23 protein-coding genes and 1 riboswitch are annotated in these 23,065 nt (G+C 60.3%); of the genes, 13 read left to right on the top strand and 10 right to left on the bottom strand.

Annotated features, from left to right (window positions below):
* Positions 1–87 precede the first annotated feature (87 nt).
* A complete protein-coding gene (locus QRN85_RS19580; protein ID WP_112964536.1) occupies positions 88–834 on the top strand; it encodes a sulfite exporter TauE/SafE family protein in 747 nt (248 codons plus the stop codon).
* On the opposite strand, the gene trmD is transcribed toward QRN85_RS19580, so the two are convergent.
* The 5 genes from trmD to ffh form a co-directional block, all read right to left on the bottom strand.
* Complete coding sequence (gene trmD, locus QRN85_RS19575) at positions 816–1,517, bottom strand: tRNA (guanosine(37)-N1)-methyltransferase TrmD (RefSeq protein WP_284759822.1); 702 nt, start codon at positions 1,515–1,517, stop codon at positions 816–818. The genes QRN85_RS19580 and trmD overlap by 19 nt on opposite strands.
* Before the next feature lies 1 nt (position 1,518).
* Positions 1,519–2,091, bottom strand: coding sequence for a ribosome maturation factor RimM (rimM, locus tag QRN85_RS19570; protein ID WP_284759821.1), 573 nt, complete (start codon positions 2,089–2,091; stop codon positions 1,519–1,521).
* A 119-nt stretch (positions 2,092–2,210) separates the two neighbouring features.
* On the bottom strand, positions 2,211–2,588 hold the full coding sequence (gene rpsP, locus QRN85_RS19565; RefSeq protein WP_062589159.1) for a 30S ribosomal protein S16: 378 nt from the start codon (positions 2,586–2,588) through the stop codon (positions 2,211–2,213).
* Positions 2,589–2,619: 31 nt separating this feature from the next.
* The gene (locus tag QRN85_RS19560; protein ID WP_113093126.1) at positions 2,620–2,937 is read right to left on the bottom strand and encodes a chorismate mutase; all 318 of its coding nucleotides are present in this window, start codon (positions 2,935–2,937) and stop codon (positions 2,620–2,622) included.
* An 8-nt stretch (positions 2,938–2,945) separates the two neighbouring features.
* On the bottom strand, positions 2,946–4,514 hold the full coding sequence (gene ffh, locus QRN85_RS19555) for a signal recognition particle protein (protein WP_062589162.1): 1,569 nt from the start codon (positions 4,512–4,514) through the stop codon (positions 2,946–2,948).
* 316 nt (positions 4,515–4,830) lie between these two features.
* On the opposite strand from ffh, the gene QRN85_RS19550 reads away from it, so the two are divergent.
* Positions 4,831–5,907, top strand: coding sequence for an MBL fold metallo-hydrolase (locus QRN85_RS19550; protein ID WP_284759820.1), 1,077 nt, complete (start codon positions 4,831–4,833; stop codon positions 5,905–5,907).
* On the opposite strand, the gene cobD is transcribed toward QRN85_RS19550, so the two are convergent.
* Complete coding sequence (cobD, locus tag QRN85_RS19545) at positions 5,904–6,956, bottom strand: threonine-phosphate decarboxylase CobD (RefSeq protein ID WP_284759819.1); 1,053 nt, start codon at positions 6,954–6,956, stop codon at positions 5,904–5,906. The genes QRN85_RS19550 and cobD overlap by 4 nt on opposite strands.
* Here cobD and cbiB point away from each other — a divergent pair.
* Complete coding sequence (gene cbiB / locus QRN85_RS19540) at positions 6,955–7,920, top strand: adenosylcobinamide-phosphate synthase CbiB (RefSeq protein ID WP_284759818.1); 966 nt, start codon at positions 6,955–6,957, stop codon at positions 7,918–7,920. The two genes, cobD and cbiB, sit on opposite strands and share 2 nt — an antisense overlap.
* Here cbiB and QRN85_RS19535 read toward each other — a convergent pair.
* Positions 7,907–9,364, bottom strand: a complete 1,458-nt coding sequence (locus tag QRN85_RS19535) for a cobyric acid synthase (protein ID WP_284759817.1) — start codon at positions 9,362–9,364, stop codon at positions 7,907–7,909. The two genes, cbiB and QRN85_RS19535, sit on opposite strands and share 14 nt — an antisense overlap.
* 4 nt (positions 9,365–9,368) lie before the next feature.
* Positions 9,369–9,986, bottom strand: a complete 618-nt coding sequence (cobO, locus tag QRN85_RS19530) for a cob(I)yrinic acid a,c-diamide adenosyltransferase (RefSeq protein WP_284759816.1) — start codon at positions 9,984–9,986, stop codon at positions 9,369–9,371.
* Between the two features lie 106 nt (positions 9,987–10,092).
* Positions 10,093–10,301: riboswitch (cobalamin riboswitch) on the top strand.
* Positions 10,302–10,420: 119 nt separating this feature from the next.
* On the opposite strand from cobO, the gene QRN85_RS19525 reads away from it, so the two are divergent.
* The 7 genes from QRN85_RS19525 to QRN85_RS19495 are packed head-to-tail and all read left to right on the top strand — an operon-like array spanning position 10,421 to position 18,746.
* Positions 10,421–10,840 carry a DUF1636 family protein gene (locus tag QRN85_RS19525; RefSeq protein WP_284759815.1) on the top strand — a complete coding sequence of 140 codons (420 nt, stop codon included), beginning with the start codon at positions 10,421–10,423 and terminating at the stop codon, positions 10,838–10,840.
* The gene (gene cobW / locus QRN85_RS19520) at positions 10,837–11,871 is read left to right on the top strand and encodes a cobalamin biosynthesis protein CobW (RefSeq protein WP_284759814.1); all 1,035 of its coding nucleotides are present in this window, start codon (positions 10,837–10,839) and stop codon (positions 11,869–11,871) included. The genes QRN85_RS19525 and cobW overlap by 4 nt, the downstream gene beginning before the upstream one ends.
* A gap of 3 nt (positions 11,872–11,874) precedes the next feature.
* Positions 11,875–15,222 (top strand): cobaltochelatase subunit CobN, encoded by a 3,348-nt coding sequence (gene cobN, locus QRN85_RS19515; protein WP_284759813.1) that lies wholly within the window; start codon positions 11,875–11,877, stop codon positions 15,220–15,222.
* On the top strand, positions 15,219–16,580 hold the full coding sequence (gene cobG / locus QRN85_RS19510; protein ID WP_284759812.1) for a precorrin-3B synthase: 1,362 nt from the start codon (positions 15,219–15,221) through the stop codon (positions 16,578–16,580). Before cobN ends, cobG begins: the two co-directional genes overlap by 4 nt.
* Complete coding sequence (locus QRN85_RS19505) at positions 16,577–17,209, top strand: precorrin-8X methylmutase (protein WP_113098336.1); 633 nt, start codon at positions 16,577–16,579, stop codon at positions 17,207–17,209. The genes cobG and QRN85_RS19505 overlap by 4 nt, the downstream gene beginning before the upstream one ends.
* Positions 17,206–17,988 (top strand): precorrin-2 C(20)-methyltransferase, encoded by a 783-nt coding sequence (locus QRN85_RS19500; RefSeq protein WP_284759811.1) that lies wholly within the window; start codon positions 17,206–17,208, stop codon positions 17,986–17,988. The genes QRN85_RS19505 and QRN85_RS19500 overlap by 4 nt, the downstream gene beginning before the upstream one ends.
* Entirely contained in the window at positions 17,985–18,746 is a 762-nt protein-coding gene (locus tag QRN85_RS19495) for a precorrin-3B C(17)-methyltransferase (protein ID WP_284759810.1), read from the top strand. Before QRN85_RS19500 ends, QRN85_RS19495 begins: the two co-directional genes overlap by 4 nt.
* Here the strand turns inward: QRN85_RS19495 and QRN85_RS19490 are convergent.
* Positions 18,713–19,480: a cobalt-precorrin-6A reductase gene (locus QRN85_RS19490; protein WP_284759809.1), complete on the bottom strand. Its 768-nt coding sequence runs from the start codon at positions 19,478–19,480 to the stop codon at positions 18,713–18,715. The two genes, QRN85_RS19495 and QRN85_RS19490, sit on opposite strands and share 34 nt — an antisense overlap.
* Between QRN85_RS19490 and cbiE the strand changes: the two genes are divergently transcribed.
* The 3 genes from cbiE to cobM are packed head-to-tail and all read left to right on the top strand — an operon-like array spanning position 19,479 to position 21,879.
* Positions 19,479–20,735 carry a precorrin-6y C5,15-methyltransferase (decarboxylating) subunit CbiE gene (gene cbiE / locus QRN85_RS19485; protein ID WP_284759808.1) on the top strand — a complete coding sequence of 419 codons (1,257 nt, stop codon included), beginning with the start codon at positions 19,479–19,481 and terminating at the stop codon, positions 20,733–20,735. The genes QRN85_RS19490 and cbiE overlap by 2 nt on opposite strands.
* The gene (locus QRN85_RS19480; protein ID WP_284759807.1) at positions 20,714–21,109 is read left to right on the top strand and encodes a cobalamin biosynthesis protein; all 396 of its coding nucleotides are present in this window, start codon (positions 20,714–20,716) and stop codon (positions 21,107–21,109) included. Before cbiE ends, QRN85_RS19480 begins: the two co-directional genes overlap by 22 nt.
* Positions 21,106–21,879, top strand: a complete 774-nt coding sequence (gene cobM / locus QRN85_RS19475; protein ID WP_284759806.1) for a precorrin-4 C(11)-methyltransferase — start codon at positions 21,106–21,108, stop codon at positions 21,877–21,879. The genes QRN85_RS19480 and cobM overlap by 4 nt, the downstream gene beginning before the upstream one ends.
* Here cobM and QRN85_RS19470 read toward each other — a convergent pair.
* Positions 21,834–22,964 carry a cobalt-precorrin-5B (C(1))-methyltransferase gene (locus tag QRN85_RS19470; protein ID WP_284759805.1) on the bottom strand — a complete coding sequence of 377 codons (1,131 nt, stop codon included), beginning with the start codon at positions 22,962–22,964 and terminating at the stop codon, positions 21,834–21,836. The genes cobM and QRN85_RS19470 overlap by 46 nt on opposite strands.
* Positions 22,965–23,065: the final 101 nt, after the last annotated feature.

Genomic DNA, 23,065 nt, shown 5'->3' with positions numbered 1-23,065 from the left:
TTATTTTGTCGGTCGTCGCCGGATTGTCGCCACTGCTGTCAACGGCTATGCACTGTCCAGGCGCCGCAAGACGCGCCGGGAGGGGCCATGTCATTCTTCATTATTTCGCTGCTCTTTGCGAGCGGTTTTCTGTCCGGTGCGGTCAATGCCATCGCGGGCGGCGGCACATTTCTCACCTTCGGGGCCATGACGGTGGCGGGTATCGCGCCGATTTCGGCCAATGCCACCTCTTCCATCGTACAGTTTCCCGGATATGTCACATCCGTCATCGCCTACTGGCCGGAAATCCGCACCCATTGGAAAGGGGCGGTGTTCCTTGCGCTGCTCTCCATCGCCGGATCGACGGCTGGGGCCTTCCTGCTGCTGTCGCTGGACAATCCCGCCTTCCGCCAGCTCGTGCCATGGCTGCTGCTTGCCGCAACGCTGCTCTTCGCCGCCGGTCCGTGGCTGCGCCCGCGCACAAGCGCCGAGCGTTCCCCCGGCAATGCCGCAAGCCTCGTCGGCCAATTCCTCACCTCCATCTATGGTGGCTTCTTCGGGGCTGGCATGGGTATCATGATGCTCGCCGTGCTGGGTCTGACGGCTGGCGGCACCTATCACCATCTCAATGCGCTGAAAAACCTGCTGGCGGTCGTTATCGCCGCCGTTGCCATCGTCGTCTTCGTCGGGGGCGGTGTCGTGACGTGGCCTGCGGCTCTGATCATGATCCCGGCATCGGCCATTGGCGGCTATAGCGGCGTCTATATCGCCCGCCGCGTGCCACAATGGATCGTCCGCGCGCTCGTCATTTCCGTGGGGCTGCTGCTGTCGGCCTATTATTTCGTCTCGGGCTGAGCCGCTTTCGGCAGAAGGTCGGGGCGGCGCTCCCTGGTCAAAGCCAGCGCCTGCTTGTGCCGCCAGGCATCGATGGCCTTGTGGTTGCCTGAGGTGAGGACGGCGGGAATGTCGCGCTCTTCCCACACCTGTGGGCGTGTGTAATGCGGATGCTCCAGCAACCCGCCCTCAAAGCTTTCATGCACGCCCGAGAGGTCGTTGCCCATGACGCCGGGCAGAATACGCACGACGGCATCCAGAAGCGTCAGCGCTGCCGGTTCTCCGCCGGAAAGAATATAGTCGCCGATGCAAACCTCTTCGAGACCGCGTGCATCGATCACCCGCTGGTCCACGCCCTCGAAACGGCCGCAAATGATGACCACGCCGTCGCCCGCTGCCAGTTGCCGCACGCGTTCCTGCGTCAAAGGATTGCCACGCGGGCTCATCAACAGGCGAGGACGGGTATCGTCGGTCGAAACTGAATCGATGGCGGCTGCGAGAACATCGGGCTTCAGCACCATGCCAGCGCCGCCACCGGCTGGCGTATCGTCGACGCTGCGATGCTTGTCGAGCGCGAAATCTCTGATCTGTACCGGCTCGATTATCCATTGGCCGCGCTCAAGCGCCTTGCCCGCTAGCGAATATCCGAGATGACCCGGAAACATATCCGGGTACAGCGTCAACACCGTCGCCTTGAATGCCATCTTACTGCTTCTTGCCAAAAATCGGGTGATCCGGATCGTCCTTGCCGTCTTCGGGATTATCGATCAGACCGGCAGCGAAAGGATCGATCAGAATTTTTCCACCTTCGAGATCGATTTCAAGCACCGCTGCTTCGGAAAAGGGAATGAGCGCCGGGCGACGCCCTGCACCCTTTAATTCGAGAAGATCGCCAGCACCGAAATCGTGCACGGCAGTGACAGAACCGTAGCTCTTGCCTTCCGCATCAACCGCTTCCAGCCCTTCGAGATCGGTATAATAGAATTCATCTTCGTCGAGATCGTCATCCGGCAGATTGTCCCTGTCGATGAAAAGCTCAATCCCGTTCAGGCTTTCTGCGGCATTGCGATCATTGATGCCACGAAAGCGGACGATGACGACGTTCTTGCCTTCACGAACCTCAAGGATTTCAAAAACACGACCGTCAGCGGCGACGAGGTTTCCGTAATCGCCGAGCGCCGTTGGATCCTCGGTATAGGAGCTCACCCGCACCTCGCCACGCAGACCCTGCGCCGCGCCAATCTTGGCCATGAAAATGGGATTTTCGAGCTTTGCCATAGGTGGTCCGTCTTCTGGTTGTCGTGTCGGGAATTTTTACGACAAATTACTGCCGAAAGAAACATAAACGGGTGGCGCGGAAATCCACGCCACCCGTTTTGTCAGAATGCGAACCGGAATTATTCGGCAGCAGAAGCTTCAGCAGCAGCGGCGGCAGCGTCGTCAGCCTTCTGCTTCTTCTCGGCGATACGCTCGAGAGCCTTCTTGCCTGGCTTTGCCTTTTCAGGGTTGCTGCGTGCGTCGCGCGTTGCGATGCCAGCTTCTGCGAGGAAGCGCAGAACGCGGTCTGTTGGCTGTGCGCCCTTTGCAATCCATTCCTTAACGAGGTCGCCATTGATCTGGATGCGGTCGGCATTGTCCTTGGCAAGCATCGGGTTCCAGGAACCCAGCTTCTCGAGGAAACGGCCGTCGCGTGGCGAACGGGCGTCAGCAACGACGATCTGGTAGTACGGGCGCTTCTTGGAACCACCGCGTGCGAGACGAATTTTCAGTGCCATGTCATATACTCCTTAGGATGACTTCCCGTCGTCAGACGGACTTTTCTGTGCCGTTGTGTTCAGCGGCGATTGCTTCATGATGCCGGATGACTTCCTTGATGATGAAGTTCAAGAACTTCTCGGCAAAATCCGGGTCCAGATTGGCGTCCTTTGCCAGGCGGCGCAGGCGTTCGATCTGAAATTCTTCGCGCGCCGGGTCCGCCGGCGGCAATTCGTAGGTGGCCTTGAGGATGCCAACTGCCTTGGTGCGCTGAAACCGTTCCGCCAGCATGTGCACCAGCGCCGCATCGATATTGTCGATGGACTGGCGATATTGCGACAGCTGCGCCTTTACGTCTTCACTGGTCATGGCCGCCCTCACTTCTTCTTGCCGAAACCAGGCAGGCCGGGAAGGCCCGGCAGCTTTGGTCCACCAAGACCGGGGAGACCCGGCATACCGCCCATGCCACCAAGACCCGGTGGCATGCCACCCGGTTTACCGAGACCTGCGGCCTCAGCCTGTTTTTGAAGCGCTTCCAGCTGCTTGGGGTCCATATTGGCCAGATCAGGCATGCCACCCATTCCGCCACCCAGACCCATCTTGCCCGCAAGACCGCCCATCATCTGTTTCATGATGCCGCCCTTGCCCTTGCCGCCCATGGCTTTCATCATGTCGGCCATGCCGCGATGCATCTTGAGCAGCTTGTTGATTTCGGCGGCATCCGTGCCGGAACCGGCGGCAATGCGCTTCTTGCGGCTGTGCTTGAGAATGTCAGGATTGGCGCGCTCGGCCTTGGTCATGGACGAGATGATGGCGATCTGGCGATCGAACATCTTGTCATTGAGACCCGACGCCGCCATCTTGTCCTTCATGCCGGCCATGCCGGGCATCAGACCCATGATGCCGCCCATACCGCCCATTTTCTTCATCTGCGCCAACTGATCGGCGAGATCGTTGAGATCGAACTTGCCGGACTGCATCTTCTTGGCCATCGCTGCGGCTTTTTCCGCATCGATGTTTTCAGCAGCCTTCTCAACCAGCGAAACAATGTCGCCCATGCCGAGAATACGGTCGGCAATACGGCGGGGGTGGAACTCGTCCAGCTCGCCCATGCGCTCGCCGGTACCGATCAGCTTGATCGGCTTGCCGGTGACGGCGCGCATCGAAAGGGCAGCACCGCCACGGCCATCGCCGTCCATACGGGTCAGCACGAGGCCGGTGATGCCGACGCGCTCATCGAAGTTACGCGCCAGATTAACAGCGTCCTGACCGGTCAGGCTGTCCGCGACCAGCAGGATTTCATGCGGCCTTGCGTTTTTCTTGATGTCGGCCATTTCCATCATCAACGGCTCGTCGATGTGGGTACGACCGGCGGTGTCGAGGATCACGACATCATGACCGCCGAGCTTGGCCGCCTGCACGGCGCGCGAAGCAATATCGGTCGGCGATTGTCCAGCGATGATCGGCAGCGTGTCGACACCAGTCTGGACGCCGAGCTGTCGCAGCTGTTCCTGCGCTGCCGGACGACGCGTGTCGAGAGATGCCATCAGCACCTTCTTCTTGTCGCGATCTGTCAGGCGCTTGGCGATTTTGCCTGTTGTGGTCGTCTTACCAGAGCCCTGCAGACCCACCATCATGATGACGACGGGGGCCGCTGCATGGAGATCGATCGCCACGCCTTCGGAGCCCAGCATTTCGACCAGCTCGTCATGGACGATCTTGACGACCATCTGGCCGGGCTTGATGGATTTCAGAACCGAGGCGCCGACGGCCTTTTCACGAACCTTGTCGGTGAAGGAGCGCACCACTTCGAGCGCCACGTCCGCTTCCAGAAGCGCACGGCGAACCTCGCGCAGGGCAGCCGTCACATCGGCTTCCGAAAGCGCGCCACGGCCGGTCAGTCCATTCAGAATGGAGCCAAGGCGGTCCTGGAGGTTTTCAAACATTGCGTCATCCTTCTTCGTTCCGGGGTTTCCGAAACGTCGGTGCTTTTGCTGTCAAAAACAAGACGCATAGCCAAAAAGCACCCGAGGGCGCATCGCGCTGTCGGATGTTTGCCTCCGGGATCTTCTATACCTTGCGGGTCCCGGTCGGCGGCTCGGAGTCATGAAACTGCCAGCTGATCGGCGCGGGTTAACAGCAAAATGCCGCAAGAGTCAAGCCGACGTCGCGATTCTGGCGACAGGCACCCTTCCAGACCGAATGGGGGGCAGTCTCACCAGCGCCTTGATGAGAGCTTTGCTACAGCTTATATCTTGTTGAATGAAAAGACGCACGCTCTTCAAACTTTCCTTTCTCAGCGCCCTGCTTGCTGGCGGCGGCCTCTATGCGCGGCAATCCCAGGCAAGCGCTTATTACAGCGGCCCCCTGTCGGATCATTTCGATGGCGTGCGATTCTTCAATCCGGGCGGCGAAGCGCCAAACGGCTTTCTCGACCTGATGAAATGGCGTTTCGATGGAAACAAGGCCACATGGCCAGACGCCTATCCAAGCCCCTTCCCTTTCGCCGTGCCTGAGAAGCGCGTGAACGGCAAGGACCTGCGGGTCACTCTCGTGGGCCACGCCTCGTTTCTCATACAGACGGCGGGATTGAACATTCTGGTCGATCCGGTCTGGTCGGAACGGACCAGCCCCTTCAGCTTTGCCGGTCCCAAGCGCGTCAACCCGCCGGGGATCCAGTTCAAGGATCTGCCGCCCATAGACCTTGTGCTCGTCACGCACAATCACTACGACCATCTTGACCTGGAAACGCTCCACCAGCTGCACATTGCCCACAAGCCACATTTCATCACGCCGCTGGGCAATGACGTGGTGATCCGCACGCGCGTTGAGGCAGCGAGGATTTCGACCGGCGATTGGGGCGACGAACTGAGCATATCACCGGATATCAAGATACACTTCGAGCCGTGCCATCATTGGTCAGCCAGAGGCCTCAATGACCGCCGCATGGCGCTCTGGGCAGCCTTCGTCATCGAGACCCCGGGCGGCAAGATTTATCATATCGGAGACACCGGCTTTCACAGCGGCCTCAATTACCATGCGGCCCGCAAGAAGCATGGCGGCTTCCGCCTCGCCAATCTTCCATTCGGGGCTTACGAGCCGCGCTGGTTCATGAAAGGCCAGCATCAGAACCCATCTGAAGCTGTGGAAGGCATGAAGATCTGCGGCGCCGCTTATGCCTGTGGCCACCATTGGGGTACGGTTCAGCTGACCGACGAAGCGATCGATGCGCCGCTTGTCGCCCTGAAAGCTGCCTTGAGCGAACACGGCGTAGCACCAGACCGCTTCCACCCCATGCGACCGGGCGAAGTCTTCGACGTACCGCTGGAACAGGCTTAAGCCCGAATTTCCTCACCGGCCTCAAAGCTGGAGAGCGCAGTCTCCAGTCGCAGCCATTCATCTTCGGTTCCGGGCAGACCAAATCGAATATCGCCCGGTCTTTCGTCAAAGATGCGGGTCAGTATCCCGTGTTGTGCGAGATGGCGGAAAAGATCCGGCGCGCGCGCATCTCGAACAAGAGTAAACAGCGGCGTTCCGCCGACCACGGCCAGACTGGCATGGCGCAAAGCATCGTTCAGCCGCTCGGCGTCTTGTCTCAACCGGCCTCTCACGGCATTTTTCCACTCATCATCGGCAAGGGCTTGCGTTGCAATGTGCAGAGCGGGACCCGAAACGGCCCAGGGCCCAAGTCTTGCTTCCAGTTCTCCAGCAAGATCGGGATGAGCCACCGCAAAACCGAGCCTTATACCGGCCATGCCATAAAATTTTCCGAAAGACCTGAGGACAACGAGCCCCTCTGAAGCCACATCGCCACCGAGACTTTCACCACAACCCGTCTCGATAAAGGCTTCATCAACGACGAGAAGGCCACCTTTTTCGCGCATTGCGCCTGCCAGTGACAGAAGCTTCGATCTCTCCGTCACATGACCATCGGGATTGTTCGGATTGATGACGACGGCATAGTCGCAGGCTTGAAGATTCTCGACGGCTAAGACTTCCGTGACGGGCAATCCTGCCATACGCGCGGTGCGGGCATGTTCCGCGTAGGCGGGAGACAAAACGGCACCTCGCCTCGCGCCACGCTCCAGTGCCAGCTGCGCGAGAAGCGGCATCAGCATCTGCGTGCCGGGAGCCGCTACCACATTGGCGGGAGAGGGTGCTGCAAAGGCCCTTGCCGCGACCTCTTTCAAAGCATCGAGAGCACAGGGTTCCGGCAGGCGGGCAAAGACGCTGGCAGGAATGGGCGAATGCGGATAGGAGTGAGGGCTGATCCCGGTGGAAAGATCGATCCATGGCTCGGGCGCATCAGGAAAAAGCTGGCGCGCACGTCCCAGATCGCCACCATGCCGGATCGCCGATTGCGCTCTGTCTGGTACCGTCTCGCTCATGTTTTTCGCTCTCGCTTTTCTGTCCCTGCTGATCGAACGCCTAGTCGGCTACCCGGATTGGCTGTTTCAACGCATCGGTCATCCAGTCACCTGGATTGGTTCGCTTATCGCCCTCCTCGACAAAAAATGGAACCGGCAGGACGATTCATTTTTGCGTCGCAAGGCGATGGGTCTGGCGGCACTGGCCATATTTCTTGGCCTCACGCTTTTGATCGCCCTTGGTCTGCAATCCCTTCTCCTTGCTCTTCCCTTTGGCCTGATCCTTGTCGCACTGCTTGGTGCATCTTTGCCAGCACAGAAGAGTCTGGAGCAGCATGTCGAGGCAGTCGCGACTGCGCTGGAGCGTGATGGCGTGACGGGAGGGCGAAAAGCGGTTTCGATGATTGTTGGCCGCGACCCGGAAAAACTGGATGAAGCGGCAGTCTGCCGCGCCGCAATCGAGAGTCTGGCGGAAAACTTCTCCGACGGTATCGTGGCTCCGTCCCTCTGGCTTGGCTTATTGGGCCTGCCCGGCGGCGCAGGCTACAAGGCAATCAATACAGCCGACAGCATGATTGGCCATCGATCACCACGCCACGAGGCGTTTGGCTGGGCGTCGGCACGGCTGGATGACCTCGTAAACCTGCCAGCCTCCCGCCTGAGCGGACTGCTCTTCGTGCTGGCGGCCTGCTTTATCAAGGAAGCATCCCCCCGCATAGCCTTGCGCGCGATTTTCCGCGACGCTCGCCATCACCGGTCGCCCAACGCCGGCTGGCCCGAAGCGGCAATGGCAGGCGCGCTGGGTTTTGCGCTCGCGGGGCCACGCTCCTATGGCGGGCAGATGATCGAGGCCCGTTTCATGGGAGAAGGCGGGCGGCGTGATTTGAATGCGGCAGATATCCGGAGAGCAATACGGCTGGCACGGATCGCTGATGCCATGCTCATCGCCCTTTTCGGCCTGCTTGCGCTTGCTATCGCGCCATAGACAGAAGCATGTCCAGATCCAGATGACGCTCCATGTGATCAGCTAAGCGATCAAGCACGGCATCGACCTGTTCCTCGTAGTTCAGAAGAGAGGATGATGCGCCCAAGCGTTCCAGCCATGCGCTGCGCTGGCCATCATCGGCAAAAAGACCGTGGACATATGTCCCGAAGACACGCCCATCCGCCGAGAACGCCCCATCCACATGGTTTTCAATAGTCGCGAACGGGCGACTACGGTCTGGACCGGTGGTCACTCCGACATGCATTTCATATCCGACGAAGGACTTGCCGTCGAAGCTCTGGCCCGCGACGGAAACCAGCCTCTTGTCACCCGTCAGAACGGTGTCGACATCAAGCAACCCCAGTCCCTCAACGGTCGATGGCACGCCTTCTATCCCCTCTGGGTCAGAGATGGTTTTGCCAAGCATCTGATAGCCACCGCAAAGGCCAAGCACATAACCACCCCGGCGCACATGCGCCTTGATATCCACATCAAGGCCCGCCGCTTTCAACGCATTCAGATCGGCAATCGTGGATTTGGATCCGCAGAGCAGAACCATGGCGCAATCCGGCGGAATGACGTCTCCCCGTCGCACCCTGACAAGCTCAACGTCCGGCTCGGCATCGAGCGGATCGAGATCATCGAAGTTGGAAATGTGGGGCAGAATCGGTACCGCAATCCTGATCTTTGCGCCGATTTTCCGATGGCCTGGACCGACCAATCCCAGAGCGTCTTCAGCTGGCAGGCGGCTCGCATCATCGAAGTGCGGCAAAAGACCAACCGCATTCCAGCCGGTCATGTCCGCGATAATGCGCATCCCTTCATCAAACAGGCTCGCGTCTCCACGAAAACGGTTGACGATGAAGCCCTTGATCATGGCTGCGTCATCGGCGGCAAGAACCGTGCGTGTGCCGACAAGACTTGCGATGACCCCTCCGCGATCAATATCGCCGATGAGAATGACCGGTGCGTTCGCAGCCCGGGCAAAGCCCATATTGGCGATATCATTGGCCCGTAGATTGATCTCCGAGGCGCTGCCCGCTCCTTCGACCAGAACGAGGCCTGCCTTGCTTTTGAGGTGATTAAAACTATCCAGCACATGCCCCATGAGAGACGCCTTCATGTGCTGGTAGTCGGCTGCCTTTGCGCTACCGATAACCTTGCCCTGCACCACGATCTGCGCACCGGTTTCGCTTTGCGGTTTCAACAGAACCGGGTTCATATGAACCGACAGCGCCACACCGGCGGCCCGCGCCTGCAAGGCCTGTGCCCGTCCGATCTCGCCACCATCCTCGGTCACTGCGGCATTGTTCGACATGTTCTGAGGCTTGAACGGCATGACGGAAAGACCCCGGCGCGTGTAGGCGCGCGCCAATCCTGCGACCATCAACGACTTTCCGACATCCGAGCCGGTCCCCTGAAACATCAAGACACGCGCTGTCATGGGTTTAGAACTCGATGCCGGACTGAGCTTTGACACCCGCCCTGAAGTGATGCTTCACCAACGTCATCTCTGTGACCATGTCGGCAGCGTCGAGAAGCGGCTGTTTGGCGTTTCGCCCGGTCACCACAACATGCAAGCCTGGCCGGCGAGCCTGCAGCGTTTCCACGACTTCCTCGAGGGAGAGATAGTCGTAGCGCAGTGCGATATTAAGCTCATCGAGAACCACAAGACCGATCGTCTCATCGGCCATGAAAAGCTTTGCCTCCTCCCACGCCTTTGAAGCGGCAGCGACATCACGCTTGAGATCCTGCGTGTCCCAGGTGAAGCCTTCGCCCATCGTGCGCCATGCAACACGGTCGCCGAACAAGGCCAGCGCCTGCTGCTCTCCCGTTGACCAGGCGCCCTTGATGAACTGGACGACACCGACGCGACGGCCCGTCCCCAGCATACGCAAGGCCAGTCCGAAGGCTGCCGTGGACTTGCCCTTCCCCGGCCCCGTATGGACCATCAGCAAACCTTTTTCGATGGTCTTTTCCGAAACCTCCGCATCCTGCACGGCCTTTCGATTGACCATCTTGGCGCGGTGCCTTTCGGCTTCGCTGTCGCTGATATCACGGGTCATGCAGGTCGATCCTTATGGGCATTTTCGGTTTTCGAAGCGGCGACTATACCCAAAACGTCCCGCCGGGCAATGACGCGCGCCATTGACACAAAAGCATGGCAGGGCATAAGGGTTAAGCACTGACGGTCTTTTTCCGGCAACGGGAAAAGCTAAGAGGGAACACGGTGTAACCCGCTCTGCGGATAAATCCGTGGCTGCCCCCGCAACTGTAAGCGGTGAGCCCACGCTGGAAGCCACTGGACGAAATGTCCGGGAAGGCAGCGAAAGGGCGCTGAAGCCGCAAGCCAGGAGACCTGCCGTTTCAGGAAAAACGTCTGCCGGGCGGGGTGCTCCGGTCAGTCGGTTGTTCGGGCCTGGCCGCGCGTCTTCGCGTGCCATTTTCGATTTCCGCACCCCGAGACCATTGTGAAGGCGCGGAAAGCAGACCCTTGGATATGACAGCAACAGTACCCAGCCTGACGGACGTGACGGATAAGAGCAAGGCTCAAGGCGTTGTCGTGTTTGTCTGCCGCAGTTGCCGCGCGGAGGCCGATCCGACCGCAGAACCACGCGCCGGGGCAACGCTTGCACAAAGCGTCTCGGCTCTCGGTCAGGATGAGGGCATAACCGTGCGCAGCGTCAATTGCCTTGCAAACTGCAAACGCGGCCTGAGCGCTGCGATCCGCACCCAGGACGGCTGGTCCTACATTTTCGGTGGCCTCGCACAGGACGATGCCGCAGATCTTTTGGTCGGCGCCCGCCTGCTGGAAAACGCGCCGGACGGGCTCATGCCATGGCGTGGACGGCCCGATAGTTTGAAGCGCGGCATGGTTGCCCGCATTCCCCCTTTACATCACACCGAGGAGACACCATGACCACGCTCGATCGCGTTCCCTGCACCATCGTTACCGGCTTTCTGGGCGCGGGCAAGACCACATTGCTGAGGGGTCTTCTCGAAAAGCTCGAAGGCAAGCGATTGGCCATCATCGTCAACGAGTTCGGTGATGTCGGCATCGACGGAGAGATTCTCAAGGGTTGCGGCATCGAAAGCTGCCCGGAAGAAAACATTGTGGAGCTGGCCAATGGCTGCATCTGCTGCACGGTTGCGGACGACTTTCAGCCAGCCCTGGAACAGATTCTCAGCCGTGAGCCTCGCGTCGAGCATATTCTGATCGAGACATCCGGTCTTGCTCTGCCCAAGCCGCTCGTACAGGCATTTCAGTGGCCCGCGATCAAAAGTCGCGTGACCGTCGATGCTGTTGTAGCCGTGGCCGATGGTGCAGCTCTTGCCGAGGGCATGGTGTCGCACGATCTCGAAGCCCTTGCTGCCCAGCGCCAGAATGATGAGGCCCTGGACCATGACGATCCGGTCGAGGAAGTATTTGAGGACCAGATCGCCTGTGCCGACCTCATCGTTCTCACCAAGGGCGACCTGCTGGATGCCGAAGGTCTGGAGCGCGCCAAGGCCCATATCAACGCCCATCTGCCAAAAGCTGCCAAGATTGTTGTCGCATCCAATGGCGCCATCGATCCAGCCGTGCTGATCGGCCTCGGACTTGCCGTCGAAGACGACATCGAGAACCGCCACACCCATCACGACGACGAAGAGGACCACGATCACGACGAGTTCGACAGCTTTGTCGTGGAGCTTGACGCCGTGAGCGACCCGGACGCGCTTGCAGAGCGTATCTCGCAAACGGCAGCCTCCGAAAACGTTCTGCGCATCAAGGGCTTTGTCGACGTTTCGGCAAAACCGATGCGGCTTCAGGTTCAAGCGGTCGGCTCGAGGGTCAATCACTATTTCGACCGCCCCTGGGGCGCTGGAGAGGTTCGTCGCAGCCGTCTCGTCGTCATCGGCGAAAAGGGTCTGGACCGTGCAAAGATCGAGCGGATGCTGGCGGCCTGATCCATGCACATTCTCGCCACCACATCCTCGTCCCTGGACGATCTGGCAGAGCCGGTTGATCTCAACCTCGGCCGGGCAGATGTGGTGGTGCTGTCATTTTCAGCCAGCGACCTCGGTGGGCTTGAACGCGCATGGCAGCGGACAACGGACGGATCGGTTTCGCTTGTGTCAGCGAATCTGACCGATCTTCGTCACCCTATGTCAGTCGATCTCTGGATCGAAAAGACGGCGGAACATGCCAAACTGATCCTTATCCGGATCCTCGGCGGCGCTGACCGCTGGCGATACGGGGTCGAAGAGGTTTCGCGCATGGCAAAGCGGCGAGGCATCAAGCTCGTTCTTTTGCCGGGCGAATGCTCCGAACGCGATGAAAAGCTGGAAGCGGCGTCCACGGTCGATTTGCCGACGCTGTCTTCCATTCTTTCCTTCTTCCGCGAGGGAGGCCCCGAAAACATGGACAGGGCCGCCCGGGGTCTTGCGGCCTATTCAAAAGGCGAATGGCCTGACCTTGCGGCTGAGCCACTGCCAAAAACCGGGTTCTACAGGCCCGGCCAAGGCGTCGTCGAGCTTGAACAAGCACGGACAGGCTTTGCTGCGGACGCGCCGCTTATACCTGTCCTTTTCTATCGCTCGATGCTGATGGCAGGTGACGTTGCACCCATCGACGCCCTTTACGAAGCGCTGAATCAGCGCGGAATTTCACCGCTTCCAATCTTCGTCTCCGGCCTGAAAGACGAAGACGCGATCCATTTTTTGACCGAGACACTAAGCCGGTTAAATCCATCGGCGATGGTGACAGCCACATCTTTCGCAAGCCAGTCTGATGCTTCAGGCATGACGCTTTTCGACAGGCTGGGCGTCGCGACATTCCAGGTCATCATGGCCACCACGCAACGGCTGGGCTGGGCCGAAAACATGCGAGGCCTCAACCCATCCGACCTTGCCATGCATGTGGTCCTGCCGGAACTGGATGGTCGAATCCTCTCCGGCGCGATTTCCTTCAAGCAGCCAGATCCCACAGGTGGACGTGGCCTTGTCCACACGCCGGAAATGGACCGTGTCGCGCAGGTCGCCGATCGTCTCTGCGCATTCTTGAGGCTCAAGAACACGCCGCCGCGCAAGCGTCGTATCGTCATACTCATGCCAGATTATCCCGGTGCAGCACCTGGACGCACCGGTTACGCCGTCGGGCTCGACGTGCCACAAAGCGTATTGGAAATGCTGCACGATCTGCGTGACGCAGGCTACGCTGTCGACGGCATTCCCGCCTCGGCACGGGCGCTGATGGACCGGATCGAAACCGAGACCGCGCGTTTCGGACTTCGCGAATACGCAAGCTTCAGAACAACATTGCCGGAAGCTGCCAATTCGGCCCTGAGCCAGACATGGGGCGAGGCTGACCATGATGAAGCGGTAGAAGACGACGCCTTCCGGTTTCGTGCTGCGCAGTTTGGGTCCGTGGTGGTTGCGCTTGCGCCGGATCGCGGCCGCAACGCAGACAGACGCGTCGATTACCATGATCCCGCCTTGCCGCCGCGCCATGCACTTGTCGCTTTCGGTGCCTGGATGCGGCATCATCTGGATGCTCACGCCGTCATCCATGTCGGTGCTCACGGCACGTTGGAATGGTTGCCCGGGAAGACCGTTGCATTGTCGGAGAGCTGTTTTCCAGAAATCGTCACAGGCGCTTTACCCGTCATCTATCCCTTCATCGTGTCCAATCCCGGTGAAGCCGCGGTTGCGAAAAGACGCATCGCCGCCGTCACCATCGGACATATTCCTCCCGTCCTCATGGAAGCAGGCCTTTCTCCCGAGCAGATGGAACTGGAGCAGCTCGTTGATGAGTATGCGCAGGCCGATGGGCTTGATCGCCGCCGCCGTGACCGGCTGGCAAAGCTGATCGTGGATAAGGCGCAGGAAACGGGACTGGCATCGGAGGCAGGAGTGGCTGCCGGTGACGATGCCGACACGGCTCTGTCGCAGATCGATGCATTTTTGTGTGATCTCAAGGATTTCGCGATCAAGGATGGGCAGCATGTCTTCGCACGCTGTGCGGAGGAGGAAACAGACCCGTTGAGACGGGAAAGCGCCATTGCCGAAAAGGCAGCCTTGCTGGCAGCGCTTGATGGACACCACATCCGCCCCGGTCCCTCGGGTGCTCCCGCGCGGGGACGACTGGACGTGCTTCCCACGGGCCGAAATCTCTACGCAGCCGATCCGCGCACGATGCCGACGCCAACCGCCTTCGAACTGGGGCGAGTGGCAGGCGAGGAGGTGCTGCGCCATTATCTGCAAAGTCATGGCGACTGGCCCAGGAACCTCGTTTTCGATCTCTGGGGCTCCGCATCCCTGCGCAATGGCGGTGAGGATGTCGGGCAGGCCCTGCATCTGATGGGTGCCAGGCCGATCCATGATCGCAGCACCGGTCGCGTGACCGGCGTCGAGATACTCCCGCCAGCGGCTCTCGGGCGCCCACGGGTGGATGTGACCTTTCGAATTTCAGGCCTGTTCCGTGACATGTTCCCGGCGCTCATCGCGCTGCTGGATGCCGCCGCCAAGGCCATTGCGCGCCGCACGGAATCGCCGGGGGATAATCCCCTTTCCGAAGAAGCAGACAGGCTTGGCCACATACCCTCCCGCATTTTCGGCTCAGCGCCCGGAACCTATGGTGCAGGCATCGAGGAAAAACTGTCGGACGGAGATTGGAACGACCGCGATGAGCTCGGTCAGGCCTACCTTAAGACGGCAAATCATTCCTTCGGTGGAGCGGACGGCCTCGATGTCACCGTCGATAATGGCTTTGCCCTGCAGGTAGCCAAGGCCGATCTGCTGGTTCACACCGGCGACGATCCCGGACGGGATTTGCTCGATGGCTCATCCGACGTCGCCTTCATGGGAGGCTATGCAGCGGCAAAGGCAGCGCTTGGTCTGTCAGCGGATATCGTCGCGCTGGACACGACAGACCCTGCCCGCCCCAGGGCCCGCTCAATGGCGCAGGCCGTTGCGCGCGTGGTGCGGGCACGTGCAATCAACCCACGCTTTATCTCCGGGCAGATGCGACACGGACCACGCGGAGCCTCGGAGTTCGCCGAAACCGTCGACAGGCTGATTGCCTTTGCCGAAACGACGAACGCTGTCGCCTCGTCCCTGATAGAGGCTCTCTATCACGCCTATTTCGGAAATGAGGATGTTCGCGACTTCATCATGAGGGAGAATCCGCAGGCAGCGGAGGTCATGGCAAGACGTTTCATCTCCGCGCGCAACCGGGGCCTCTGGCACACGCGGCGCAATGCGGTTGACGCTGAACTCGAAATGCTGATCCAGCCTCGATCCAGGAGGATGGAGGCATGAAGGCATCGTCTTCCGTCCCTGTTCAACCCTTTGCACGCCGCGGCTTCTGCCCGGCCTTGTCTGCGCCCATGCAGACGGGGGACGGCCTGTTATCGCGAATTGCGTTTACGGAACATTGTTCCCCTGACGACCTCCATGCACTCTGCACTCTCGCAATCCGGCACGGCAATGGACTGCTGGATATAACCGCCCGTGGCGGCCTGCAGTTTCGTGGCCTGACATTAGAAAGTGCCGCGAATCTGGAGCGTGACGTGCTCGCGCTTGGCCTGCCGTTGCGACAGGGACTGGCCGTGGAAACCTCTCCGCTCGCTGGAATGGACGACACGGCAATCTGCGACCCTCGCGAAATAGTGAGCCGGATAAGCGAAGCAGCGGCCGCTCTTGCCCTGCACGACAAACTGGCCGCCAAAATGTCCGTCATCATCGATGGCGGCGGCCACGTCGCCCTGGCCGATCTGCTGGCGGATATTCGTTTGAAGGCTGCACGCGTCGGCGAAGCCTCCATGTGGCAATTGATGCTTGGGGGCAACGAAGACAAGGCGTTGCGGGCAGGCTTCGTTGCGACAGAAGACGCGGCCACCGTTGTGATCGATCTTCTGTCGCATCTTGCCGACCTCGGTCCGAATGCGCGTGGACGCGACCTTGCTCTCTTACAGGTTCGCGCTATTTGCGGTGACCGGCTGGTTGCCGGTCCCGGGATGGAAACGCAAGTCGGAACCGCAGCATCACCTTACGGCTTGCGGCATCTCTCAAACAATCGCTTCGCTGCCGTCCTTGCTCCTGCATTCGGCCAGACACCCGCTGCAAGACTGTCCTTCCTATGCGCCTTCGCGTCCAGCCTTGGCATGACAAGCGTCAGACCGGGACCGGCACACGCCCTCTTCTTTATTGGCGACGAAGCAGCCTGCGACGCGCTTCTTGGCTATGCGCGTGAGAACGAGTTCATCACCATCGCCAGCGACCCAAGGTCCAGCATCGCGGCCTGTGCCGGACAGCCGGGCTGCGCGTCGGCCCACATCGCAACACGCGAACTGGCGAGCCATGCGGCAGCGGAGTGCGGCGATTTGCTTGACGGCTCGTTAACGCTTCACCTTTCCGGTTGCGGCAAGGGTTGCGCCCATCCCGGTGCTGCATCGCTGGCCTTTTCGGGCCACGAAGAAGGGCTGGCGTTCTTTCATTCCGGGAGTGTTTCCGGCGTTGCGGATGCGATTTTGCCACGCAACGATCAACGGGCCGCACTTTCGCGGCTTGCCCGATTATACGAAAAAGAACATAAGCCCGGAGAAAATGCCCGCGCCCTGCTTGCCCGCCTCGGCAAACAAAGGATTGTCGCGGCGCTCCGACAGGATGATCGATGACTGAATACGACTATATTCGCGACGGCAACGCGATCTATGAACGCTCCTTCGCGATGGTGCGGGAAGAGGCCGATCTTTCCGGCTTTACGCCCGACCAGGCTGAAATCGCCATTCGCATGATCCATGCCTGCGGACAGGTCGAGGCAGCGCAGCATTTTCGGTTCTCACCGGATTTCGTCACCGCCGCACGCGGTGCACTGGAGGCGGGCAAGCCCGTGCTGTGCGATGCTGAAATGGTGGCCCACGGTGTGACCCGCGCACGTCTGCCAGCCCGCAATGAGGTTATCTGCACCCTTCGCGATCCCCGCACGCCTGAGATCGCAAAGACCATCGGCAATACCCGCTCCGCTGCCGCACTCAACCTGTGGGCCGAAAAGCTAGATGGCGCGGTCGTCGCGATCGGCAACGCACCGACGGCGTTGTTCTATCTGCTTGAACTGCTGGAAAGCGGGGCACCCCGTCCCGCCGCGATCATCGGTATGCCGGTGGGGTTTGTCGGAGCGATGGAATCCAAGGACGCACTCGCCGAAAGCCCGCTTCGTATCCCCTATGCCATCGTCAAGGGTCGTCTTGGCGGTTCGGCGATGACTGCGGCTGCCATCAACGCCGTCGCGAGGCCCGGCCTATGAGCGCGGCATTGTTCGATCCAGCACCGGGAACTGCGCTGAAAGGCAAGCTGATTGGCGTCGGAACCGGTCCAGGCGATCCGGAACTTCTGACTCTCAAAGCCGTGCGCGCCATTGAAAATGCCGACGTCCTCGCTTTTTTCTGCAAGAGGGGCAGCAAGGGTAACGGACGCGGCATTGTGGAAAGCTTTATCCGGCCGGGCACGCTGGAAATGCCCCTTGTTTATCCGGTCACGGTCGAGAGCGACAAGAACGGCGACGATTATCGTCACGCCATCGCGTCCTTTTTCGATCAGTCCGCAAAAGACATTGCCGTGCATCTGGATGCCGGGCGCAGCGTCGCCGTGCTCTCGGAAGGCGATCCGCTGTTTTACGGCTCATACATGCATCTGCATTTACGGCTTGCGCCATCCTATCCGGCAGAGGTGGTGGCGGGTATTACCGCCATGTCCGGCTGCTGGTCCATGGCCGGTCTGCCGCTTGTCCAGGGCGATGACATCCTGAGCGTTCTGCCGGGCACGCTGGGTGAGGAAACGCTCGCCGAGCGCCTTTCCGGCACTGATGGTGCCGTCATCATGAAGGTTGGGCGCAACCTGCCAAAAATTCGCCGAGCTCTGGAAAGGGTTGGAAAGCTGCAAAGCGCTCTTTATGTCGAGCGCGGCACCATGGAAAACGGTCATGCCATGCGGCTGGTGGAGCGTGACGGCTCTCCCGCACCCTATTTCTCGCTCGTCTTGGTACCCGGCTGGAAGGATAGACCCGCAGGCGGAGAGGCCCAATGAGCGGACGCCTTACCGTCGTCGGCCTCGGCCCCGGAAATACTGGACAAGTCACGCCCGAAGCACTGGAAGCCGTCCGCGAGGCGGATGATTTTTTCGGCTACATCCCCTATCTCGACCGGCTTTCGCTGGCACCCCATCAGCGCCGCCATGCATCCGACAACAGGGAGGAAATCTCACGAGCTGAGGCGGCCCTGACAATCGCAGCGGCGGGCGGCAAGGTCTGCGTCGTCTCCGGCGGTGACCCCGGGGTCTTTGCAATGGCCGCAGCTGTCTGCGAGGCGATTGAAAACGGTCCGGAGCACTGGCGGCAGATCGATCTGCGCGTTGTGCCTGGCGTAACGGCCATGCTGGCTGTTGCCGCCAAGGCGGGTGCGCCGCTGGGACATGATTTCTGCGCCATTTCCCTTTCCGACAACCTCAAGCCCTGGTCGCTGATCGAAAAACGTCTGATTGCGGCTGCGGATGCGGGCTTTGTCATGGCCTTCTACAATCCCGTCAGCAAGGCGCGCCCGCATCAACTGACCACCGCCTTTGATGTCTTGCGCGCTCATCTTCCCGGCACCGTCCCGGTTATATTCGGGCGCGCGGCTGGACGCGTTGACGAGCGCATCAACGTCGTCCCCCTGTCGGAGGCCTCATCCGACATGGCGGATATGGCTACCTGCATCATCGTCGGTTCGGTGGAAACCAGACTGATCGACCGGGCCGGACAAGCGCCGATCGTTTACTCCCCACGTTCTTCCAAAAGGGAGAGCTGATGGTCAATGGCCGCCAAAGCAGCATCGATACTTGGCACCGTCTCACCCTCCCCTCGGACTGGGCGATCAATCATCACAATGGTGATGCCAAGCTCGCGCGCCGCCTGGATCTTCGCATAGGCCGCTGCGCCGCCGGAATTCTTGGACACAATGTGCGTAATCCGGTTTTCCGAGAGCAGGGAAAGTTCATCCTCGACGGTGAACGGCCCCCTTGCGGTGATGTAACGCGCGCGGGGAAGATTGAGCGGCGGCTCGACCGGGTCGACACTGCGAATAAGATAGTCATTATGCGGCGCGGCCTCGAAGGGCAGCAGCTCCTGACGTCCGAGCGCCAGAAAAGCCCTTGTGCAATGATAACCCAATGCCACAACGGCACCCTCGACATCGGCCACACTTTCCCACCTGTCAGCCGGATGACGCTCCCATGCGGGTCGTTCAAGCGCGACCAACGGAATATTGGCCTGTTGCGCCGCCTGACGTGCGTTGGGAGAGATGCGCGACGCATAGGGGTGCGTTGCGTCCACCAGAAGATCGAACCCATGCTGGGTAATGAACTCAGCAAGACCGCTGGCGCCGCCAAAGCCTCCCGTGCGCATCGGCACCGGTTGCTGCACTGGTTCGCGCGTGCGTCCGGCCATCGACAAAAGAATCCGGCATCCGGTTTTGTCGGCAAGCTTGCCAGCCAGAATACGGGCATCCGCCGTGCCACCGAGAATGAGTATGGAGCGTGTCATGACCTCTGAATATGCCGGAAACCAGGGGGCATCCAGTGAAAAGACATCGCAACCATGGCTTTCCGTCGTCGGCATCGGCGAAGACGGACTGGCGGGGCTGGGTACGAATGCGCTGCAAGCCGTAGAGAATGCGGATTTCGTCTTCGGGGGCAAGCGACACCTTTCGCTGGCAGCCGCGGCGATCAAGGGCCAGGCACGGCCCTGGCCCGCGCCCTTCGATGTGGCGATGACCGACGTCGTGGCCTTGAGGGGCCGCAAGGTTTGCGTTCTGGCCTCGGGCGATCCGTTTTTCTACGGCGTCGGCGTGACGCTGCTACGCCACATTTCTGCAAATGAGGTGATGTCTTTTCCGTCTCCCTCTGCCTTTTCCCTGGCTGCCTCGCGCCTTGGCTGGGCCCTGCAGGAGGTGGATTGTATCTCGTTGCATGGCCGCTCCATCGATCTCGTGCGACGGCATCTTCATCCTGGCGCAAGACTGATAGCCCTGACGTCGGACGAGAAAGCACCATCCCTCCTGGCCAGGCTCCTTGCAGAGGCGGGATTTGGGACTTCGAACTTCATCCTGCTTGAGGCATTGGGTGGCCCTGACGAGAAGGTGCGTCATACAAGAGCAGATCAATTTTGCCTGACCGATGTCGACCCTTTGAATGTAGTGGCAATCGAGGTCGTCGCGGATGAAAAGGCCAGGATATTGCCCTTCTCGCAAGGGCTGGACGATGCATTGTTTGAGCATGACGGCCAGATGACGAAGCGGGAAATCCGCGCAGTCAGCCTGTCCTCGCTTGCACCACGCCACGGGGAGTTACTCTGGGATATTGGCGCTGGCTCCGGTTCCATTGGCATAGAATGGATGCTCGCCCACCCTTCCCTTCGCGCAATCGGAATAGAACAGGATGTGGAACGGGCGCAACGGGCGGTCCGCAATGCCGAGGCTTTCGGCGTACCATCGCTTGAAATCGTCATTGGAACGGCACCGGACGCCTTCGAAGGACTGCCGACCCCTGACGCGATTTTCATCGGTGGCGGCGGCAGCAGGCCGGGCGTCCTGGAGGGAGCTATAACGGCCCTGAAATCCGGCGGCCGTCTGGTCGCCAATGCGGTGACGCTGGAGATGGAAGCAATCTTGCTGGCAGCACAAGCGCGCCTCGGTGGATCGCTGATTCGGCTGGATGTGTCGCGTGCGTCTCCAGTCGGGTCGATGCAGGGCTGGCGTCCAGCAATGCCAGTCACGCAATGGACGTGGGTAAAGCCGTGATCGTTGCCGGGATAGGATGTCGGAAGGATACGACCGTCGAAGCAGTGCTGACGGCACTGCAGGATGCTTCCCGCAAGCATGGGGTCAAGTTCGACTTTATCGCGACCGCTCCGATCAAGGCGCAGGAGCCGGGCTTGCTGGAGGCAGCGACGCGGCTCAACATCGCTCTTGTCGTCGTGGCCCAGGCGGACTTCGAGAGCGCCGCGCATCGGACCATGACCCGCTCAGAAACAAGCCTCAAACATTCCGGCTCCCCATGCCTGTGCGAAGCGTCAGCTTTGGCTGCGCTGGGGCCCGGATCAACACTCATTGCGCCGCGTATGGTGATGGGTGACATTACGGTGGCAATCGCCACCTCTGGAGATGACGAATGACAGTCCACTTTATCGGCGCGGGCCCCGGCGCAGCAGATCTCATCACCGTTCGAGGACGCGATTTGATTGCGGCCAGCCCTGTCTGCTTGTATGCGGGATCTTTGGTGCCCAAAGCGCTGCTGGATTATTGCCCGCCCGGCGCCCGTATCATCGACACCGCAGCACTCTCGCTGGACGAGATCGAAGCAGAGTTCGTGGCAGCAGCACAAAAGGGCCACGATCTCGCGCGGCTGCATTCCGGCGATCTTTCCGTCTGGAGCGCCATGGGCGAGCAAATCCGCCGCCTGGAGCGTCTGGAGCTGCCCTACACGGTTACGCCCGGCGTTCCCTCCTTTGCGGCAGCGGCTGCGACGCTTAAGCGCGAATTGACAGTGCCGGAAGTGGCGCAGAGCCTCGTCCTGACACGCGTATCCGGGCGTGCATCAAAGATGCCGGAAACGGAAACATTGAAGGCCTTCGGCGCAACGGGTGCAACACTGGCCATCCATCTTGCAATTCACGCAATCGCCAAAGTGGTGGAGGATCTTTCTCCGCTCTACGGAGCCGATTGCCCGGTCGTGATCGTCGTGCGCGCATCCTGGCCGGAAGAGCGCATCATCAAAGGCACCCTCGGCGACATCGAAGCGAAGCTGGCCGCCGAACCGGTTGAGAGAACCGCCCTGATCTTCGTCGGCAAAGGACTGGAATCTGAGGATTTCCGCGAAAGCGCACTCTATAGCGCCGATTATGTCCGCCGGTTCCGTTCTCCCGAGGGAAAAGCCGGCACGTGATGGGACGGGGCGAAGCCGTAGCGCCCCTTCAACGAACCCTCCCTGTCGAAGACCAGAATTTCAAGCTGCGTCTCGGGCGTGTTGAGCGCGTCTGCTGCTGTCCTCCATGCCCGCTCAGCAACCACATCACCCAGATCTATGCCGTCAGCGTCGGCCATGGTGAAGGCATGAGAAACGGTGTTGGCATGACGAATGCTGTCAACCAGGGCGTCATTCGCGCCCGCCTCCATCGCAAGCTTGGCCAAGGCATCGAGATCAGCCAGGCCGCGCTTGGAGTGGACGTCCAGCATTCCTTGGGCAAGCTTGGTCATCTTGGCAACGCCACCGGCAATGGTCAGCCTCTCGATGGGATGCGTCTTCAGATATTTCAACATGCCCCCGACAAAGTCGCCCATGTCGATCAGCGCGGTTTCCGGCAAGCCATGCAAGGCCTGCCCGGCTTTTTCTGAAGCATTTCCCGTAGCGCCCAGAATATGGGTCAGGCCTTCGGCGCGAGCTACGTCGATGCCGCGCCAGATGGAATGTATCCATGATGAGCACGAGAACGGAATGACCACTCCCGTGGTACCGAGAATGGAAAGACCCCCGACAATCCCGAGCCTGCCATTCAGGGTTTTCTCAGCGATTTTCTCGCCATTCTCGACAGAAATTTCGACTTCGAAATCAGCATTATCGCCCGCCACCTCATGCAAAGCCTTCGTGATCATCTTGCGTGGTACAGGATTGATGGCGGGTTCGCCCACGGCAAGGGGAAGGCCCGGCCGGGTGACGATGCCTACGCCGCGGCCCGCCTTGAACGTAACCCCGGTGCCGGGCTTACCTGGCCGCACCGTGCTTTCCACGATGGCGCCATGCGTGACATCGGGATCATCTCCGGCATCCTTGATGACACCAGCCGAAGCGATGCCCTTACCCAGCTTGCTCGTTGCCAGGGAAAAGCTGACGCGCTTGCCGCTTGGAAGTTCGATCTCGACAGGGTATGGAAACTCGCCGGTCAGCAGCGCGCTGCAGGCGGCTTTGGCCGCTGCCGTGGCGCAGCTTCCGGTCGTCCAGCCGCGACGCAGATTTTTTCCATCCGTTTCCATTCCATGTCTATAGCGGTTGCGGAACTGCCCGTCATCGGGAAACAACAATAGAAGGTCTGGGCCTGATCTGATGAAGAACGATATCAGGACCAACCGAACGG

The organism is Agrobacterium sp. fls2-241-TYG-188a, from assembly GCF_030209845.1.
This window is presented reverse-complemented; position numbering and strand designations above follow the sequence as displayed.